Origin of the sequence: Pantoea sp. USHLN256, assembly GCF_037149875.1 — a bacterium.
Classification (GTDB): domain Bacteria; phylum Pseudomonadota; class Gammaproteobacteria; order Enterobacterales; family Enterobacteriaceae; genus Pantoea; species Pantoea nemavictus.
Genome location: NZ_JBBCQO010000001.1, coordinates 606,664 through 625,427 on the forward strand (window position 1 = coordinate 606,664; position 18,764 = coordinate 625,427).

General features: G+C 55.0%; 19 protein-coding genes. 8 read left to right on the plus strand and 11 right to left on the minus strand.

The genetic code is table 11. The features are described 5' to 3' along the window. Position 1: 1 nt before the first annotated feature. From WFL93_RS02855 to mntR, 4 genes are all read right to left on the minus strand, one after another. The gene (locus WFL93_RS02855) at positions 2-1,570 is read right to left on the minus strand and encodes a DHA2 family efflux MFS transporter permease subunit (RefSeq protein ID WP_007887728.1); all 1,569 of its coding nucleotides are present in this window, start codon (positions 1,568-1,570) and stop codon (positions 2-4) included. Next, complete coding sequence (locus WFL93_RS02860; protein ID WP_007887731.1) at positions 1,567-2,697, minus strand: HlyD family secretion protein; 1,131 nt, start codon at positions 2,695-2,697, stop codon at positions 1,567-1,569. Before WFL93_RS02860 ends, WFL93_RS02855 begins: the two co-directional genes overlap by 4 nt. A gap of 115 nt (positions 2,698-2,812) precedes the next feature. Then, positions 2,813-3,922 (minus strand): SLC13 family permease, encoded by a 1,110-nt coding sequence (locus tag WFL93_RS02865; protein WP_336777207.1) that lies wholly within the window; start codon positions 3,920-3,922, stop codon positions 2,813-2,815. Between the two features lie 20 nt (positions 3,923-3,942). Continuing rightward, entirely contained in the window at positions 3,943-4,401 is a 459-nt protein-coding gene (gene mntR, locus WFL93_RS02870; protein WP_007887735.1) for a manganese-binding transcriptional regulator MntR, read from the minus strand. Positions 4,402-4,602: 201 nt separating this feature from the next. On the opposite strand from mntR, the gene WFL93_RS02875 reads away from it, so the two are divergent. Further along, complete coding sequence (locus WFL93_RS02875; protein WP_007887739.1) at positions 4,603-4,797, plus strand: hypothetical protein; 195 nt, start codon at positions 4,603-4,605, stop codon at positions 4,795-4,797. 146 nt (positions 4,798-4,943) lie between these two features. On the opposite strand, the gene ompX is transcribed toward WFL93_RS02875, so the two are convergent. Beyond that, positions 4,944-5,453, minus strand: a complete 510-nt coding sequence (ompX, locus tag WFL93_RS02880; RefSeq protein ID WP_007887740.1) for an outer membrane protein OmpX — start codon at positions 5,451-5,453, stop codon at positions 4,944-4,946. 378 nt (positions 5,454-5,831) lie between these two features. On the opposite strand from ompX, the gene rhtA reads away from it, so the two are divergent. The 6 genes from rhtA (at position 5,832) to ybiO (ending at position 12,506) form a co-directional block, all read left to right on the plus strand. Then, on the plus strand, positions 5,832-6,740 hold the full coding sequence (rhtA, locus tag WFL93_RS02885) for a threonine/homoserine exporter RhtA (RefSeq protein WP_336777208.1): 909 nt from the start codon (positions 5,832-5,834) through the stop codon (positions 6,738-6,740). A gap of 296 nt (positions 6,741-7,036) precedes the next feature. Next, positions 7,037-7,540, plus strand: a complete 504-nt coding sequence (dps, locus tag WFL93_RS02890) for a DNA starvation/stationary phase protection protein Dps (RefSeq protein ID WP_036620516.1) — start codon at positions 7,037-7,039, stop codon at positions 7,538-7,540. Between the two features lie 322 nt (positions 7,541-7,862). Further along, positions 7,863-8,609 carry a glutamine ABC transporter substrate-binding protein GlnH gene (gene glnH / locus WFL93_RS02895; protein WP_007887743.1) on the plus strand — a complete coding sequence of 249 codons (747 nt, stop codon included), beginning with the start codon at positions 7,863-7,865 and terminating at the stop codon, positions 8,607-8,609. 85 nt (positions 8,610-8,694) lie between these two features. Continuing rightward, positions 8,695-9,354 (plus strand): glutamine ABC transporter permease GlnP, encoded by a 660-nt coding sequence (glnP, locus tag WFL93_RS02900; RefSeq protein ID WP_007887744.1) that lies wholly within the window; start codon positions 8,695-8,697, stop codon positions 9,352-9,354. Beyond that, positions 9,351-10,073: a glutamine ABC transporter ATP-binding protein GlnQ gene (glnQ, locus tag WFL93_RS02905; RefSeq protein ID WP_007887746.1), complete on the plus strand. Its 723-nt coding sequence runs from the start codon at positions 9,351-9,353 to the stop codon at positions 10,071-10,073. The genes glnP and glnQ overlap by 4 nt, the downstream gene beginning before the upstream one ends. Before the next feature lie 156 nt (positions 10,074-10,229). Next, the gene (gene ybiO / locus WFL93_RS02910; protein ID WP_180823325.1) at positions 10,230-12,506 is read left to right on the plus strand and encodes a mechanosensitive channel protein; all 2,277 of its coding nucleotides are present in this window, start codon (positions 10,230-10,232) and stop codon (positions 12,504-12,506) included. A gap of 2 nt (positions 12,507-12,508) precedes the next feature. Here ybiO and rlmF read toward each other — a convergent pair whose 3' ends face one another. The 6 genes from rlmF to WFL93_RS02940 form a co-directional block, all read right to left on the minus strand. Then, entirely contained in the window at positions 12,509-13,435 is a 927-nt protein-coding gene (gene rlmF / locus WFL93_RS02915) for a 23S rRNA (adenine(1618)-N(6))-methyltransferase RlmF (RefSeq protein WP_336777209.1), read from the minus strand. Positions 13,436-13,514: 79 nt separating this feature from the next. Further along, complete coding sequence (locus WFL93_RS02920) at positions 13,515-13,910, minus strand: hypothetical protein (RefSeq protein ID WP_007887749.1); 396 nt, start codon at positions 13,908-13,910, stop codon at positions 13,515-13,517. 16 nt (positions 13,911-13,926) lie between these two features. Beyond that, the gene (locus WFL93_RS02925) at positions 13,927-14,802 is read right to left on the minus strand and encodes an HlyD family secretion protein (RefSeq protein WP_336777210.1); all 876 of its coding nucleotides are present in this window, start codon (positions 14,800-14,802) and stop codon (positions 13,927-13,929) included. Positions 14,803-14,839: 37 nt separating this feature from the next. Continuing rightward, positions 14,840-15,034, minus strand: a complete 195-nt coding sequence (locus WFL93_RS02930; RefSeq protein WP_007887752.1) for a DUF1656 domain-containing protein — start codon at positions 15,032-15,034, stop codon at positions 14,840-14,842. Next, positions 15,024-16,904: an FUSC family protein gene (locus WFL93_RS02935; RefSeq protein WP_336777211.1), complete on the minus strand. Its 1,881-nt coding sequence runs from the start codon at positions 16,902-16,904 to the stop codon at positions 15,024-15,026. The genes WFL93_RS02930 and WFL93_RS02935 overlap by 11 nt, the downstream gene beginning before the upstream one ends. Positions 16,905-17,014: 110 nt before the next feature. Continuing rightward, positions 17,015-17,920 carry a LysR family transcriptional regulator gene (locus WFL93_RS02940; protein WP_336777212.1) on the minus strand — a complete coding sequence of 302 codons (906 nt, stop codon included), beginning with the start codon at positions 17,918-17,920 and terminating at the stop codon, positions 17,015-17,017. Between the two features lie 152 nt (positions 17,921-18,072). Here WFL93_RS02940 and WFL93_RS02945 point away from each other — a divergent pair, with 152 nt between their 5' ends. Continuing rightward, a complete protein-coding gene (locus WFL93_RS02945) occupies positions 18,073-18,708 on the plus strand; it encodes a flavin reductase family protein (RefSeq protein WP_336777213.1) in 636 nt (211 codons plus the stop codon). The last annotated feature ends 56 nt before the right edge of the window (positions 18,709-18,764 follow it).

The following is an 18,764-nucleotide window of genomic DNA, read 5'->3' on the forward strand; positions in this document are numbered from 1 at the left end:
GTTAATGTGCTCCTGCACCGCCTTCGCTCTTAATCGGCGAAAGCAACCAACAAAATGGAATCAGTAGCAAAGCCACGATACTCAGGCCCATAAATACGTCGATGTACGCCAGGATACGCGCCTGGGCGATCATCTCCTGATACAGCTGCCCGCTCGCCAGCACCAGCGGATCGCCCACCGCAGTGGTGAAATTACGAATCGAGTCGGCCCAGTGTTGCAGCGTGAGATTGTAAGGTTCATTGAGCGGCGACATGTTGTGCACCATGTTCGCCGATCGTGTCTGCATACGTTCCGTAATCCCCGCAGTGGAAAGCGAAATGCCGATTGAACCGGCAACGTTTCGGAACATGGTGAACAGCGCCGAGGCATCGGCATTCAGACGCTGCGGTACGGTAATAAAAGCAATGGTGGTGAGCGGCACAAACAGGAAGCCCAGTCCGATCGACTGCGCGCTACGCATCATCACCAGGGTCTTGAAATCGACGTCCGGCGTCAGCGTGCTGGAGTAGAAAAAGGCGCTGGCAAGACAGGTAAAACCGAACGCGATGATATAGCGCGTTTGCACGATCGGCATCAGCTTCAATACCAGCGGAATGGTCAGCACAATCAGTATCGCACCGGGCGACAGCACCAGCCCAGACCAGGTGGCGGTATAACCCAGATCCTGCTGCGCCAGTTGCGGAAGCACCACCGAACTGCCGTACAAAATCATCGCCATGCCCGCCATCAGCAAACCCGCAACCCAGAAGTTGCGATCTTTCATTACCGTGAGATCAACCACCGGCTTACGCGCGTACAGTAACCAGTAAATCGCGCCAACAATACCGACCAGCGCCAGCGTGGCGAACAGGATGATAAAGTGCGAAGCAAACCAATCCTCATCTTCGCCGCGATCGAGGAACACCTGCAGACAACCGAGTCCCAGCGTGATCAAACTGATGCCGATGTAATCAATCTTCAGGCGACCTTTCGCCCACTTACGCTCCCACGGCGGATCTTCCAGCAGCTGGTAAATCGCCATCACGGTTAAAATGCCCACCGGGATATTAATGAAGAACACCCAGCGCCAGCTGTAGTTATCCGTAATCCAGCCGCCGAGCGTCGGACCGATAACCGGCGCGACGATGATGGCAATCGATGACAGGCCAAACGCTTTGCCGCGATCTTCCGCCTTGAAGTAATCGAGCAATACCGATTGCTGCACCGGCTGCAATCCACCACCAAAAAAGCCCTGCAGCACGCGGAACAAGATGATCTGCCACAGCTCAGTGGCGATGCCGCACAGGAAGGAGCAGATGGTGAACATCACGATGCAGATCAGGAAGAACTGCTTGCGGCCGAACAGGCGACTGAAAAACGCCGAGATCGGTAAGACGATGCCGTTGGCGACCAGATAGGAGGTCAAAACCCAGGTGGATTCGTCATAGCTGGAGGAGAGCGAACCCGCGATATGCGGCAGTGCGACGTTGACGATGGTGGTGTCAAGGATCTCCATAAACACCGCCAGCGTCACCGTGATGGCAACCAGCCACGGATTGCTGGCCGGACGCCAGCTTTCGCTCGCACTCATTCCACTGTCACCTTCGGCTCAACAGACAGGCCCAGCGGCAACGGATGATTTGGATCCAAACCTTTGTCGATAACGATTTTCACCGGCACGCGCTGGACAATTTTCACATAGTTGCCGGTGGCATTCTCGGCCGGGAAGGTGGAGAAGCGTGAACCCGAGCCCATCTGCACACTATCAACGTGCCCTTCCAGCTTCATATCTGGCCAGGCATCCACGCTGATTTCCACTTTGTTACCCGGCTTCATGCGCGCCAGCTGCGACTCTTTAAAGTTGGCGTTAATCCAGATTTCAGGTGAAACCAGCGAGAACAGTGCGCTGCCCGCCTGCACCAGCGTACCGAGATGCACGTTGCGCTTAGTGACAAAACCATCATAGGGCGCACGTACCTGGGTATACGAGAGATTCAGTTCGGCGGTGTTGAGTTGTGCTTCGGCCTGGGCAACTTGTTGCTCACGCGCTTCAACATTGGTTTCCTGCTGACGAATTTGCAACTTAACCTGCGAAGCCACTTCGACCTGAGCTTTAGCGCTCTGCAATTGTGCTTCAGCTGAACGCAATTGTGCGGCGGCAGTATCAATATTACGTTGTGAAGTGGCGCGAGGATCGACACCGCGCTGACGACGATAATCTGCCTGCGCATTCAATAAGTTCGCCTGCGCTTTGGCCTGATCGGCAAGCGCCTGGTCACGCTGCGCCGGATACTGCACGCGCGACAAATCTAACTGCGCCTGTGCCTGATGCAGCTGCGCTTGCGCTAATCCCAGCTGCGCTTTGGCCTGATCGCGCTGCGCTTCGGTATCGCGCGCGTCGATTTCAACCAGCAGATCCCCCTTCTTCACCCGCTGATTATCGCGCACCAGCAGCTTGACCACATAGCCAGAGGCTTTCGGCGCAATGGTCACGGCGTTGCCTTCCGTAAAGGCATCGTCGGTACTTTCAATGTTGCGCGTGGTGAGCCAGAACCATAACGCCACCACAATCATAATCACCACCACAACGGCGAGGATTATCAGGGGTTTCTTTCCGGGGCGTTTACGTTCTGGTTCGTTGTTGTCTTGATTGGATGTTGATGTGTTTTGCGGATCTTGCTGATCGCGTGCGGACGGCTGATTCTGGTTTTCACTCATAATTTTTCATCGTAGGCAGTTGTCCCGATTCCCGGGCAAAAACGGTCAACATAACCTTAGATGGGAAATTGACAAATGCCAATGCAACTTTACACAAGCCGACATTGGCCCGCCGTTAAGCCAATAAGTGCAACAGCAGCCATCCACCCGCCATCGACCAGGCGAGCATGGGGATAGAAAACAGATGGAAACGCCACCAAACGCGCGCATCCTGCGCCATGCGCAGGGCGATCAGGTTGGCGAGCGATCCGGGCAATAAGCCAAAACCGCCGATATTCACCGCCCACGCCAGCACCTCGGACGGTGGCACTTTCTGCAAAAGCAAAATGGTGGCGGGGACGTTACTGATGATTTGCGATAAACCGATCGCCAGCAGGTAAAGTCCGCCCTCACCTAATTGGCCAATCGCGGCAAAATGCGGCTGCAGCCAGGATAAATGCATCAGCAAAAATACATCGATAAACATCGCGACAAATACCAGCAACAAACTCCAGTCGATGCTGATCAATACGCTGCGCGCCATAATCAGGAAACACGCCGCCACCAGCAGTAACGCCCAGCCGGTCATTTTCATCTCAAGTGCGACAATAAAAACGATATACAGCGCGACGCTAATCACAAATAGTGGCTTGCGCCACGGCTGGGTTTCATCCTGCTGATGCTTTTGAATCGCGCGTGCCGGAAAGCTCCACCACGTCAGCGCCATCAGCGTAAGCATCAGAAAGGCCGCTAGCGGCGCCATCTGTCCAATAAATCCGCCAACGCTAAGCGAACCGTGGCTCCACAACAGAATATTTTGCGGGTTGCCGACCGGGGTCAATAACGATCCCGCATTGACGGCCAGCGCTTCAAAAATAATCAGACGTGAGATCGGCAGACGCGAGAATTTCCGCAACGTTAACGTCAGCGGAACCAGAATAAACAGTGCGACGTCGTTGGTAAGAAAAGTAGAAAGCAAAGCCGCCGCGCACACCATAAACAGCGCCAGCGCCCGTTCATGCTGGAAGCGTTGGATCAGGCGCGCACCGAGCACATCAAAATAGCCGCTGTTCTCCAGCCCTTTCGTCAACATCAACAGGCCTGTCAGCGTCATAATGGTGTGCCAGTCAACGGCACCAGGCAGTTGCGACCAGCGAAAATTCGCCAGCGGCAACATAATCACACCCAACAGCAACAACAAATGCAAAATACGATCGCGCATTAAAGAACGAAGCAGGATGGGCATGATGGCGGAAGGCCTTGTAGTTAGCGACTCTCGTAAAATTTCTGGAAGACGGCCAGCGTTTCATCACTGACGTGATGCTCCAGGCCTTCTGAATCACGGCGCGCGGTTTCCGGGCTAACACCCAGCGCCAACAGGAAGGTTTCTACAATATGGTGGCGCACGCGGCTCGCTTCAGCCAGCTTCTCGCCTTCGGCGGTCAGAAACACCCCGCGATAGGGTACTTGCTCAACCAGTCCGGTAGTACCAAGGCGCTTCAACATCTTGGCTACGGTGGGCTGCGAAACCCCGAGACGCGCAGCCATATCTACCTGACGCGCCTCGCCAAATTCGCGAATTAAGTCAGAGATTAACTCAACGTAGTCGTCAATCAGCTCACGACGATGCGCTTCGCGCACCTGGCGAAATCCTTCAACATGCTCCTCAATCTCTTTCAGCGGCCCCTGGGGCGTGTTGGTGGCGATTTTTGCACGACGACTCATTCAACTTCCTCTTTATTATCTGCCGCACTTTACCTGCGGTGCGGGCTGGCTGCGCTCATTGTAAACCAGGCACAAATAAGCACAAATTTTTCCTAAATAGTGTTGGCTAAAGAGTATAGCCAGTGCTATCTTTGTTGATAATGTAAGCGAATAGCTTATAAAGGCTACAAGAAGATGTCGTAATTCACTCGGGAGGTGAACATGACTACCATGAAAAACTGCCTCGACTGTGGCAAATGCTTCCAGGCTGAACAGAGCAAACCGGCTTTCGAGCTGAAATCGCTGCTGTGCCTGTTCACGCGCTCGCCGTTTGCGCTGCGTTTGATGCTAATTGAAAAGCTAACCGGCAAAGCGCTGGTTGAACGTCCGTGCCCTAACCTGATCTGGCGCGGCTAAATCCCACTCCTCCAGAATTTAACAAAGCCCGCTCATGTAGCGGGCTTTGTGTTTTAAACCGCCACACAGGGATTGATGACAGAGTGGCGCGCATAAAAAAACGGCCCCGAAGGACCGTTTATTGTGCAACTGGTCTAAGCAAGAACTTAGAAGCTGTAACCTACGCCAGCAATCCAGGTGCCCACGTCGACGTTGCGGATGCGGCTCTGCTCGTAACCCACGTCCAGTGCAACGTTTTCGATTGGGTTAAACTGCATACCTGCACCGTAAGAGAAACCGTAGTCGCTGGTATCAGCTTTCTGGCGCTCTGGAGCGGTAGACTGGAATTTACCGTAGCCAACACCTACAACACCGTAGATGCTTGCCCAGTCGTTCAGACGGTAAGCTGGACCACCGGTCACGCCGTAGTATTGGCCTTTGTTATAAACGCCAGCGTCAGTACGATCTTTCTCGGTGTAAGTGAAAGAGCCGATCCAACCCAGTGGGTTAGTACCGTCTTCGTAACGATATTTCAGGTTGAAGCCGTTTGCTTTGTTAGCAACGCCTTGATAATCGCTCTGAGCGTAACCACCGGTAACGGTGCTTTGTGCCATGGCAGAACCTGCAGAAACTGCAAGTACACAAGCCAATGCTGAAAGACATGCAATTTTTTTCATAACCACCTCAAATGTGAATATACTTCTCTCCTGACAACGCTATAAATATAACAAAAAACAGCAAGAAACTCTGCCCGCAATTTGTTGTCTAACAGATTGTTTGGTGTAACAGAAAGTTAATGAAGTTTCCTATGTCATTCATTTTACTTATAAAAACCATCATTTTTCTGCAACAAAATTTCCGATCACAAAAAATGCGTTTAAGTATATTCCTAAAAAAACCTGACGTTTCTTTACGGAAATGGCCCTGAAAACGGGCAAATTCTGAACTACTAACGCTTTTTATTTCCCCGCTTCGTGTCTCCTTATTTGCTGAAGATTCCTTTACACTGGGTACTTGTTACTTCGCTGTTAAAACCTAAAGGAATGGATTACAGGATGTCTGCGCCTCCAACGACCAAAAATATGGCCCCAGTGTTGTTCCCTATCGCCGTACTTCTTATTGCGATGCTTTCACTGCAGGGCGGCGCTTCATTAGCGAAATCCCTCTTTTCTACCGTCGGCGCGCCGGGCATCACCGCACTGCGCCTGGGACTTGGCACCGTTATTCTCTGCATTATCTTTAAACCGTGGCGTTTACGCTTCACGCGTGCGCAACGCAAGCCGCTGCTGATGTATGGCTTAGCGCTCGGCTGCATGAACTATCTCTTCTATTTGGCGATTCGCACCGTGCCGCTTGGCGTCGCGGTGGGTTTAGAATTTCTTGGCCCATTAACGCTGGCATTAATCGGTGCGCGTCGGCCGCTTGATTTCATTTGGGTGCTGCTGGCGGTGGTCGGTTTATGGTTTCTGCTGCCAATCGGCGCAGGAATGAGCCACATCGATCCGCTCGGCGCCTTGCTGGCGGTCGGTGCCGGCGCTTGTTGGGCGGTCTATATTCTTGCGGGTCAGCGCGCGGGTGCCGAACATGGTCCGGCAACGGTCGCGATGGGATCGCTGATTGCATCAGTGATTTTCGTTCCCCTCGGCCTGACCTTTGCCGCTCCGGGGATCTGGCACTGGGAAGTACTGCCTTTGGCACTGCTGATCGCCATGCTCTCGAGCGCGATTCCTTATTCTCTTGAAATGATGGCGCTGACGCGTCTACCAGCGCGTATTTTCGGAACCTTGATGAGTCTGGAACCGGCGATGGCTGCGCTGTCGGGCATGCTGTTCCTTGGCGAGTTGTTAACGCTCCAGCAGTGGATTGCGTTGCTGGCGATCATTATCGCCTCAGCGGGTTCAACGCTGACCATGAAACAAAAAAGCGCGAAAATAAGCGAAGTGGATATTAATAATCCGCAATAAATAATCCTTTATTTAGCCTGCTTCAGGCAGGTTAAATATAGACGCATTCTCATTATCATTTTTTGGCCGATAATAAGAATTTTCTGTTATTATTTTGCAACAGGATTAATAAATAATTAACATCGTAATTAACTCATTGTTTTATATAACGTAAAATAAAAAACGCACAATCCATGAGCAACATTAAGGTTTATCTATTCCTGTCATCGTTTTAATCAACTCTGCAGAGTCTAAAACTGCTGCTATACTTATTTCCGTGCTTGATTAGGACAACCATCAATAAGAGGACATTAATGATGAGTACCGCAAAACTGGTTAAAACTAAATCGTCTGATCTGATTTACACCCGTAATGACGTCGCTGACAGCGATAAAAAAGCGACCATCGAGGTGCTCAACCGTCTGGTAGTGGAGTTTATTGACCTGTCGCTGATCACCAAGCAGGCGCACTGGAATATGCGCGGCGCTAACTTTATTGGCGTACATGAGATGCTTGATGGCTTCCGTACGGCGATTACCGATCATCAGGACACTATCGCTGAACGCGTGGTTCAGCTGGGCGGCGTGGCGCTGGGCACCACCCAGATCGTCAACGACAAAACACCACTGAAAAGCTATCCGCTAAATATTCATAGCGTGCAGGATCATCTGAAAGCGCTGGCCGATCGTTATGCGATTGTAGCGAATGACACGCGTAAAGCGATCACTGAAGTCAGCGATGAAGATACCGCTGATATCTTCACCGCGGCATCGCGTGATTTGGATAAATTCCTGTGGTTCATCGAATCAAATATTGAATAAACTCCAATCTCATAATAAAGGCGGGTTATCCCGCCTTTTTTTACGTCTGTAACATTGTGGTGCTTTTTTTGACGTCGTTAACAATTCCTTAAACCCTTCTTTCGCTCGCCCCGCCCATGGTGCACACTGTGCCTGCACCACAACAGCCCCTTGCACCAAAATAAGGCACCAATAAGGTGCAACCCTTTTCTGCAGCGCAAAATCGTGTCAGCAAGTGCTTAAAACGACTGATTTCGTGAAAAAAGGAAAAGTTGGCATAATTTTTTCATATGATAAGCCGTACATCGGGCCATCAGGCCTGAAGGGTAATAAGGAAAAAATGATGAAGTCATTGATTAAAGTCTCCGTGGCCGCGCTGGCGCTGGCCTTCTCCCTTTCTTCCACCGCAGCAGACAAAAAACTGATTGTCGCCACCGACACCGCATTCGTTCCCTTTGAGTTCAAACAAGGCGATAAATACGTCGGTTTTGATATCGATTTGTGGGACGCGGTCGCCAAAGAATTGAAACTGGATTACACCTTCAAGCCGATGGATTTCAGCGGCATCATCCCTGCGTTGCAAACCAAAAATATTGACCTGGCGCTGGCCGGCATCACCATCACCGAAGAGCGTAAGAAAGCCATCGAGTTCTCAGACGGCTACTACAAAAGCGGTTTGCTGGTAATGGTGCGCGAAAATGAAAAAGACATTAAAGGCATCGACGATCTGAACGGTAAAGTTGTGGCAGTGAAAAGCGGCACCGGTTCGGTTGATTACGCGAAAGCGCACATCAAATCGAAAGATCTGCGTCAGTTCCCGAATATTGACAACGCTTACATGGAGTTAGGCACTCAACGTGCTGATGCCGTGCTGCACGATACGCCAAACATCCTGTACTTCATCAATACCGCCGGTAAAGGCCGCTTCAAAGCGGTTGGCGAATCCATTGAAGCACAACAATATGGCATCGCCTTCCCGAAAGGCAGCGATGACCTGCGTGAAAAAGTGAACGGCGCACTGAAAACCCTGCGCGACAACGGCACTTACAACACCATCTATAAAAAATGGTTCGGTACTGAACCAAAATAATTGCGGCCTAAGCCGATTTTTCCAGCGGGGAGCATAAAACTCCCTGCTTTTTACATTTCCACGCAACAGATTTTGGAGTCACACCATGGAGTTTGACTGGAGCGTCATTTGGCCTGCCCTGCCGATTTTAATCGAAGGTGCCAAAATGACCCTGCTGATCTCGGTCCTCGGCCTGGTCGGCGGTTTAATTATCGGTTTAGTCGCCGGTTTTGCGCGCGCTTACGGCGGCTGGATCACCAATAACATCGCACTGGTATTCATCGAACTGATTCGCGGCACGCCAATCGTAGTCCAGGTGATGTTTATCTACTTCGCCCTGCCAATGGCGTTCCCCGACCTGCGTATCGATCCATTCAGCGCGGCGGTGGTCACCATTATGATCAACTCCGGCGCCTATATTGCAGAGATCACTCGCGGTGCGGTGCTGTCGATTAATAAAGGCTTCCGTGAAGCGGGTCTGGCGCTGGGTTTGTCGCGCCGCGAAACCCTGCGTTACGTGATTATGCCGCTGGCCCTGCGCCGTATGCTGCCACCGCTGGGTAACCAGTGGATTGTCAGCATCAAAGATACTTCGCTGTTTATCGTGATTGGCGTGGCCGAACTGACGCGTCAGGGCCAGGAGATCATCGCCGGTAACTTCCGCGCGCTCGAAATCTGGAGCGCCGTTGCCATTATCTATTTGGTTATTACGCTGGTGTTGAGCTTTGTGCTGCGCCGTATTGAGAAAAGGATGAAAATTCTGTGATTGAATTTAACAACGTCTCGAAGAATTTCGGCCAGACTCAGGTGCTGCACGACATCAACCTGAAGATCAATCAAGGCGAAGTGGTGGTGATTATCGGGCCATCGGGTTCCGGTAAATCCACGCTGCTGCGCTGCATCAACAAGCTGGAAGAGATCACCACCGGCGACCTGATTGTCGATGGCATGAAGGTTAATGACCCAAAAGTTGATGAGCGCTTAATTCGTCAGGAAGCGGGCATGGTGTTCCAGCAGTTCCATCTGTTCCCACAGATGAGCGCGCTGGATAACGTGGCCTTTGGCCCGATTCGCGTGCGCGGTGCGAAGAAAGAGGAAGCGCACAAGCTGGCGCGTGAGCTGCTGGGTAAAGTGGGTCTCGCCGAGCGTGCGCACCACTTCCCGTCTGAGCTTTCCGGTGGTCAGCAGCAGCGTGTGGCCATTGCGCGTGCGCTGGCAGTGAAGCCGAAAATGATGCTGTTTGATGAACCGACCTCAGCGCTGGATCCCGAGCTGCGTCACGAAGTACTGAAAGTGATGCAGGATCTGGCTGAGGAAGGTATGACCATGGTCATCGTGACGCACGAAGTGGGCTTTGCACAAAAAGTCGCTTCACGTCTGATCTTCATCGACAAAGGCACCATTGCCGAAGATGGTAATCCAGACGAGCTGATCACCAACCCGCCGAGCGATCGTCTGCGCGAGTTCCTGCAGCACGTATCCTGATAGCCAGGTCGCCGTGGTTGGCGACCGATTCTGTAAGGTCGTCATTGATGACGACCTTCTTCCCCACCGCCCCACACACAAATCAATTTTCCTTTCAGAATCTGTACCTTCCATCACTGACTATACTTCCCTCTTGTGCCGTTCAAGGAGAAAGCGATGTTGTCTGCCAGCCCACCCGGTCGTGCCACCCTGTGGTTACTCTTCAGTTTGCTCACCCTATTTCTCATGCCTTCGGCGCAGGCGGTTAATCTGCCTCAGGCCGCCGTGGCAGCACAGCAGTCACAAACGCCAGCCAGCAGCAGCAGCGCGGAAGGTGAACCCAGCGTAGAAGAGAAAAAAGCCGCCTACGCCGCGCTGGCCAATATTCTGGATAACAACGCTTCACGTCAGGAATTGATCGATCAGTTACGCCAGGCCGCTAACAGCAAATCCACCAGCGAACAGCCGGTGCTCGCCCCACCGCAGGCGGATCAGGAAGATCCTACGGTGCTGGAGAGCGTCACCAACGTCACGCGTCAATATGGCGGCGCGGTGGCCTCACAGTTTGTGAAGTTACATGACAACATCACCAACGCGCCGCACAAAGCCTTCAACCAGCAAACCTTTCTCAATGCGCTGAAATACTTTGCCGGCCTCGCCGCCGCGGTGTTTGCCTTTTACTGGCTGACGCGCCGCATGATGTGGCCGGTGTGGCGGCGCATGGGGCGCTGGGGACGCCAGCAAAACCTTGAGCGCACCAAGTGGCTGCATCTGCCCGCCACTATCTTTATGGCGTTTATTCTTGATATTTTGCTGCTGGCGCTGACGCTGTTTGTCGGCCAGATCATCAGCGACAACTATCACAACGGCAACCGCACCATCGCCTATCAGCAAGGGCTATTCCTCAACGCCTTTGCGCTCATTGAATTCTTTAAAGCGGTACTGCGCCTGATATTCTGCCCGCGTTTCCCCGCGCTGCGCTTCTTCCACTTACCGGATGCGCGCGCCAGTTACTGGAACACACGTTTAAGCTGGCTGAGCGGCATTATTGGCTACGGCTTATTAGTGGTGGTGCCCATTGTTTCCAATCAGGTCAATATTCAGGTGGCTGCGCTGGTTAATATGCTGATCATGGGGATCATGACCGGATGGGCGCTGTGGCTGATTTTCCGCAACAAAAACAACATCCATCACGAATTGTCGCGCCTCGCCGATCGCAGCATGAGTTTCTTTGCGCTGTTCATCCGCGCCTTCGGTATGGTGTGGCACTGGCTGGCCAGCGCCTACTTTATCGCGCTGTTCCTGTTCTCGATCTTCAATCCCGGCGACAGCCTGAAGTTTATGATGTCCGCCACGGTGCGCAGCCTGGCCATCGTCGTCATCGCCGCGCTGATTTCCGGCATGCTCACGCGCTGGATCGGCAAGACCGTTACGCTCTCACCAGATATGCGCCGCAACTATCCCGAGCTGCAAAAGCGCGTCAATGATTGGATAAAAGCGCTGCTAAAACTGGCGCGCGTAGTCACGGTATTCGCCACGCTGCTGTTGCTGCTCAACGCATGGAATCTGTTTGATCTTTGGCATTGGCTGACCCTCGGTGCCGGACAGAAAATGGTGGATGTGCTGATTCGCATCGTGATGATTGTGCTGCTGTCGGCGGTAGGCTGGACGCTGCTTGCCAGTTTGATCGAAAGCCGTCTGGCGTCAGATTCGCACGGTCGTCCGATGCCCAGCGCACGCACCCGCACGCTGCTGACGCTGTTCCGTAATGCGCTAGCGGTGGTGATTAGCACCATCACCATTATGATTTTGCTGTCGGAAGTCGGGGTCAACATTGCGCCGCTGCTGGCCGGTGCCGGTGCACTTGGCCTGGCGGTGTCATTCGGTTCACAAACGCTGGTGAAAGATATCATTACTGGCATCTTTATCCAGTTTGAGAACGGCATGAACACCGGCGATCTGGTGACGATTGGCCCGATCACTGGCACAGTGGAGCGCATGTCCATTCGCTCGGTGGGCGTACGCCAGGATACCGGCGCCTATCACATTATTCCGTGGTCATCGATCACCACTTTCGCCAACTTTGTGCGCGGTATCGGCTCGTTCGTGGCCAACTATGATGTGGATCGCAGTGAAGACACCGAACGCGTTAACGCGACGCTGCAAGGTGCGGTGCAGGAACTGCTGGAGAATCCGGACATTCGCGGCATGGTGATTGGCGAGCCGAGCTTTGCGGGACTGGTGGGCTTAACCAATCAATCCTTTACCGTGCGCGTCTCCTTCACCACCCAGCCGCTAAAACAGTGGACGGTGCGCTTTGCGCTGGACGACAAGGTGAAGAAGCATTTTGATGCGGCCGGCATTAAAGCACCGCATCAAACGGTGGAAGTGATGCAAACCGGCAGCGATATCACGTCCGCTGCCAGTTTACCGGCGCTACCGCCGGCGCAATAAACTCAGCGTTTCAGCCGCTTAGCGCGTGTCGCTGGCGGCTGGAACGTCCAGGCGATAAAGCGGCTCTGCTTCTGCCCCTGCGCCATTTCGATGATACGCACTTCATAAGCGTCCAGATCGCGCAACTGGTCACGCAGCGCCGGCAAGTTCTCTTTGCGTGACACCAGCGAGGTGAACCACACAATGTTGTCTGAGTGCGCCACGCTTTCATCAATCATCTGACCGACGAACTTGCGCTCGCCGCCATCGCACCACAGTTCGCTGTGATGACCACCAAAATTGAGCGGCGCGTTTTTGCCTAAGCCCAGATTACGCGTTTTGCGCTGGCCAACGGTGGCCGCTTCTTGCGCGGAGGAGTGGAACGGCGGGTTACACAACACCGCATGATAGCGTTCGTTCTTGTGCACCACGTCGGCAAAAATGGCAGCGGCATCCTTTTGACGACGCAAACGCACGCCGCGCTGCAAGCCCGGATTACTCGCTACAATCTGCCCTGCGGCAGTTATCGCTTCGGCGGTGATATCGGTGCCGGTGAAGCGCCAGCCATATTCGGCGTTGCCAATCAGCGGATAGATGCAGTTCGCGCCGCAGCCGATATCCATCACATCTAAATCGCGCGGGATCACGCCACCGTTGTCGCTCGCCAGCAGATCGGCCAGCGCGTGCACGTAATCAGCACGGCCCGGAACCGGCGGCGTCAGGTAGCCGGCCGGCAGCTGCCAGTTAAGGTTGTAGAACAGTTTCAACAGGGCCTGATTCAGCAGCATAACCGCTTCAGGATCGGCGAAATCCACTGACAACTCACCGTAGCCGTTGGGACGCACTTTCACCGCCAGCGGCGGATGGGCTGCGGTCAGAGCAGCAAAATCATAACGGCCCTGATGGCGGTTACGCGGATGGAAAGGTGACGTGGCGGCTGGCTTGTTCATAGTTTCTCCGGAAAATAGCGCGGGCGTAAGATACCCCGCTGCGAGCGTAAAAGAAATTATCAGCCGCCGTTTTTTGCCATTATTTCTGTGCGCGAGCCAGCCATTGCTGCATCTGCGCCAGGGCATAAGTGCGTGAACTCACCACCTGATGCGGAATGCCGAACATTTTGCGCATCTTACGCAGTTCCGCACAGCGCGACGCCTCACTCTCAATACTCAGCATTCCTTTGCAGCGTTGACTCAGCAGTTGGCGATGGCGAATCAGCCAGTCACCCCGTTGCCGCCGATCGGCCTCGGTCTCTTCAACGCGCATGTGATCGTAGACCACCACAAATGGCGCCTCTTGCTGCAGCAGCGCCAGCATCTCCGCTTCCCATTGGCTGGCGTAACCCGGCAGCACGGCCTGCTGGTTAAGGCACACCAGCGGAAAAGCCTGAATATCATAAACGGTAAAATCCTGGGGATTTAACGACATACAACCTCCTGATTGATTAAAGCCAGTGCGCCAGCAACGCTGTCAGACGTCCGCGGGCGCGTGTGTTACCCGCCACCGCAATGCTGCAGCTCATGCCAGCCGTGAGTAATTTATCCTGCGGTAGCGCCTCGAGTTCGATGCGCACCGGAATGCGCTGCGCCAGCCGAATCCAGCTAAAGGTGGCTTCTACGCCGGGCAAACCCTGTTCATCCACCTGCTGATTGGTGTCGCTGATGCCATGGCCAAAGCTGGCAACGCGGCCGCTAAGCGTTTGGCTGTCGCCCATCAGATGAATATCAACGCGATCGCCAATGTGCATGGCGTGTAGTTTGGTTTCTTCGAAGTAGCCGGTAACCCAGAAGCTGTGCGCATCCACCAGCGCCACATCCGGTGTGCCTGCCACCGCGTAATCACCCGCCTGTAAGCGCAGATGGGTTACGTAGCCATCCACCGGCGCGCGCACCGTGGCACGTTGTAGATTGAGCTGCGCGAGAGCCAGCGCTGCGCTCGCCTGCTGCTGTTGCGCCTCCGCTACCAGCAATGCCTCGCGCGCACGTTGTACCTCCTCAGCAGCCATCAGCGCCGCCATTTGCCGCCGCCGCTGCGCCTCATCGCGCTTTTGCTGCAGCGTGGCGTTGGCCTCCCGCAGCTGAGCTTCAGCCTGTGCCACCGCAAGCTGGAAGCGCAGTGGATCAATCACAAAAAGCGTGGTACCGCGCGCCACAAACTGGTTATCCGCCACCGGCACCGTCTGCACCGTGCCGGAAACCTCCGGGGCAATGCGAATCACCTGCGCACTGACGCGACCATCGCGTGTCCAGGGCGCCAGCACGTAGGCCCGCCACAGAGCGATTGCCAGCCAGATTGCGACGGCCACCACCAGCAGCGTCATGACCATCCTGAGGGACGACTTCCATGAGAAAACTGAATCAGACATAGAGAATTAACACCGCCAGTAAGAGAAAAGACAAAGCGAATTCGAACAGCGCCGGATGCCAAACCCAACGAAGCACACCACAGCGCACCAGCAGCGCACGTGCAGCAAGGAATAGCGGGAAAGTGGCACAGAGATAGATAAAGAAAGGCGGCAGATAGATGCCGGCAATCGACACCTCACTTAACATGCGCATCCCCTCCCAGCTGCGGCGAGAAGTAGTCAGCATGCTGCTGCAAAAGCTGCGCGAGGGCGCTAAAACCGGCCGCTAAAGTCGCATCACCGCGCAGCAAACGTGCCGTGCGTTGAGCGTGCTTTGCCGCCTGGAGCGGGTTACCCACGCGACGTGCAATACGCTGTTGTGCCGTGACAATTTGCGAACGCCACGGCGAATCGATTGCCAGCGCGCGTAAACGCAGCACTTCACGCCCCAGCTGCAGGCTGGCTAAGCCCTGCTGCAGCGCAAGATCCTGTGCTTGCGGTTGGGTGCGCAGCAGCGCCCCCAGTTGCGCCAGCCGATGCTGCTGCTGTTGCTGCCAGCGCAGCGGTTTCGCCGCTTTTCCCGCCAGCAACGCCAGACTGTTGAGCCGAATCCGCGCCCGCAGTCTCTGCACATGACGCGCCGGGTTACGTGGCATCAACTGAAACGCCAGCAGCGTTAACGCCGTGCCGGTCAGCCACGCCAGCGACCAGTTAAGAAACTGCGTAACGTCATACACCATGGGATTACTGGCCGCCGTTAAGGTGTTAAACCCCACCAGATACGCCAACCCGCTCAGAATATGTTGCGGATAGCTGGTGGCATAAATACCCGGCAACCAAAACAGGCTCAGCACCAGCAGCAACAGCGGTAAACCATTAATCAATGGCAGCACCAGAAAGGCGCAGATCAGCGCCATCGGCAGCGCATACAGCGTGCCACGCAAAAACTGTTGTGCACCGGCGGCAGGCTGAGGAGATGCGGAGAGCAAGGCGCAATAAGGCGCAATGATCAGCAGCATAATATCGCCCGCAGGCCAGCCGCTACCCAACCACAGCAGCGATGCCGCCAGTAGCGTTAAGGTGGCACGTAATCCATTGCGCCGTGCACCGCTCCAGTCACGATGAAAACTCGGCGCGACCAGGCGCGGTGATGAAGAGGTGTAGGGCAGATAGCTAAGCACCTGGACTACGCGTTGCATGGCGTCAATGTGCGTCTGAGGCTGCGTTTCATCAGCACGCGCGTCTAGCAGTAGATGCCGCGCCGTAGGCAATCCCGCCCGGCCCTGCGCCAGCGCATCGGCGACACGTTGCCAGATCGCCGCTGGCTGACTGACGCCGCTCGCCACCATCTCACCCAGCGCATCCATGGCTTGCTGGATGGCGCGGCTATGCTGCGCAAGCGTGACGGACTCCTGGCGGGCTGCTGCCAGCAAATCGTCAACGCTGTAGATTTCGCTCATCAGTCGATGCTGGGCCGCGGGCGGGCCTTGCATAGCCAATAGCGTGGCGGTTTGCTGCGTTAAACGCAGCAGCAGCGCGTCCAGTTTGCTGCTTAAGGTGCGGCGACTAAACAGTGCCGTCACCAGCCCAAGTGACATCACACCAATCGCCACCGTCGAGGCGCGGCCCACCGCGTGTGCAAAAGCCAGATCGGGATGCTGCATCGCCCCAAGGGTTGCCAGGCCAATGGTGTAACCCGCTACCGCCGCGCCCGAGGCGCGAAAGTGGCGCAGCACGCTCATCGCCATCACGCACACGCCGAGCCACAAGCTCTCTGCCAGCATAAATAGCCACGGAAGCTGGGCAAACGCGGCCATCAATGCCAGCGCCACCACCATGCCAACCAGCGTGCCGATCAGGCGCCATTTACCTTTGCCCAGCACCGCGCCCTGCACCGGATTGAGCACCAGCAGCACGGTGGTGGCCGCCGAATAGGGCATGTCCAGTTCCAGCGCGTAAGCCACCACCAGCGCCAGGTTGGCGGCGATTAACGAACGCAGAATATAGGTCGCGCGCGGCGTGGTTAAATCGCACTGCAACACGAACCGATGGGCAAATGAGAGAGTGCGGGACTGCATGGAGAATCCTCAACCGTGAAAGTTGGGCTCACTGTAGGGAAAGGAATCCATGCGTAAAAGTGACGATTGTTAAATTGATGAGTGCGTCAAACGCACGGATTAAGCAATATTCAGCCGTCGTTGCTGCATAACTGGCGGATGGTCTGACGCAACCAGCGATGTGCCGCATCCTGCTGGAAGCGCGGATGCCAGGCCTGCGTTAACAGCACTGTCTCGAGCGGCACCGGCAGCTCAAAGCTGCGCACGCGCATGCCGGCACTCACCGCGCTGCGCGCCAGATGCTCCGGCAGTGGTAATAACAGGTCAGAATCCTGCAGGGCGAAGATCGCGCTATAGGGTGTCGCCACAATCAGCGATATCTGACGCTGCAATCCCTGCTGCTCCAGTGCGCTATCAATCGGTCCCGTGGCTTTGCCGCGACGTGAAATGCTGATATGTCCCCAGCGCGTCAGCTGTTCGGGGGAGATATCCTCAGCAAAAATCGGATGATCGTGGCGCGCCAGCCCAACAAACCGGGTGGTAAACAGCGGCTGCACGCGAATTTCAGGACCAAGCTGGCGCGCCGCGCTGATAAACAGATCGACGCGGCCGCTGCGCAGTAGCTCCACGTCCACATCATCCTCTTCCGGCGCAAAGTGCAGCAGCGCGCGAGGCATCTCCTGCGCCATGACTTCCAGCAAACGCCCGGAATAGAAGCCGGTGAAAGTATCATTGGCGCGCACATTGAAGCGGCGATCCAGCCCCACCAGCGGCACATTTTCGCCCTGCGTGAGCACCTGCGTGGCCTGTTCAACCGCTGCACGCACCTGCTCACGCAGCGCCAGCGCGCGTGGCGTGGGCACCAGCTTGCGTCCCGCCTGGACAAAAACCGGATCGCCCAGGGTGTCGCGAATCCGCCCGAGCGTGCGGCTCATCGCCGGTGCGCTGAGGTTCATACGCCGGGCAGCCGCCGCTACGCTGCCCTCTTCCAGCAAAATATCCAGCGCAATTAATAAGTTTAAATCGGGGTGTTTCATTGCCACTCCCTGCAACCAGCCAAAAGGCCATACTAGCCGTATTACGAATACGTAAACAACGGGAAGCAATGCGTGCGTTGTACGCAACTACTGGCTATTGCGCCCTAAGCTAACCGGCTAAGATAAAGCTTTGATCATCACCGGGAGCAGAAATGACACGTCAACGTTACTCTTATCAGCCACGCGCTGGACACGGTTTGCCGCACGATCCGCTGAATGCCATCGTCGGTCCACGCCCGATTGGCTGGGTCAGCTCAAAGAGCGCCAGCGGCACGCGCAATCTGGCGCCGTACAGCTTCTTTAACTGCTTCAATTATCATCCGCCGATTATTGGTTTTGCCAGCAGCGGCTGGAAAGACAGCGTGCAAAATATCTCGGAGACCAAAGAGTTTGTCTGGAATCTGGCAACGCGTCCGCTGGCCGAAGCGATGAATGAGAGCTCCGCGTCAGTGCCGTCCGATCAGGATGAGTTTGCGCTGGCGGGATTAACGCCATTGGCAGCGTCACACGTCAATGTCAGCATGGTGGCAGAAAGCCCGGTGAATTTTGAGTGTAAGTTGACGCAGCTGATTCAACTGCAGGATGCACAAGGCCATCCGATTGATAGCTGGCTGGTGCTGGGTGAAGCCATCGCCATCCATATTGATGAGGCGTTGCTGGAGAATGGCATCTACCAAACCGCCAAAGCGCAGCCGATCCTGCGTGCCGGTGGTCCGTCGGCCTATTACGGCATCAGCGAGGAGCTGCGCTTTGATTTGGTGCGCCCGGATGCCCGCCGATCCTCGTAAGCCCGGTCGCCATAAATGGCGACCCTACGATGGGCTCATGCGGTTTGTAGGGGCGC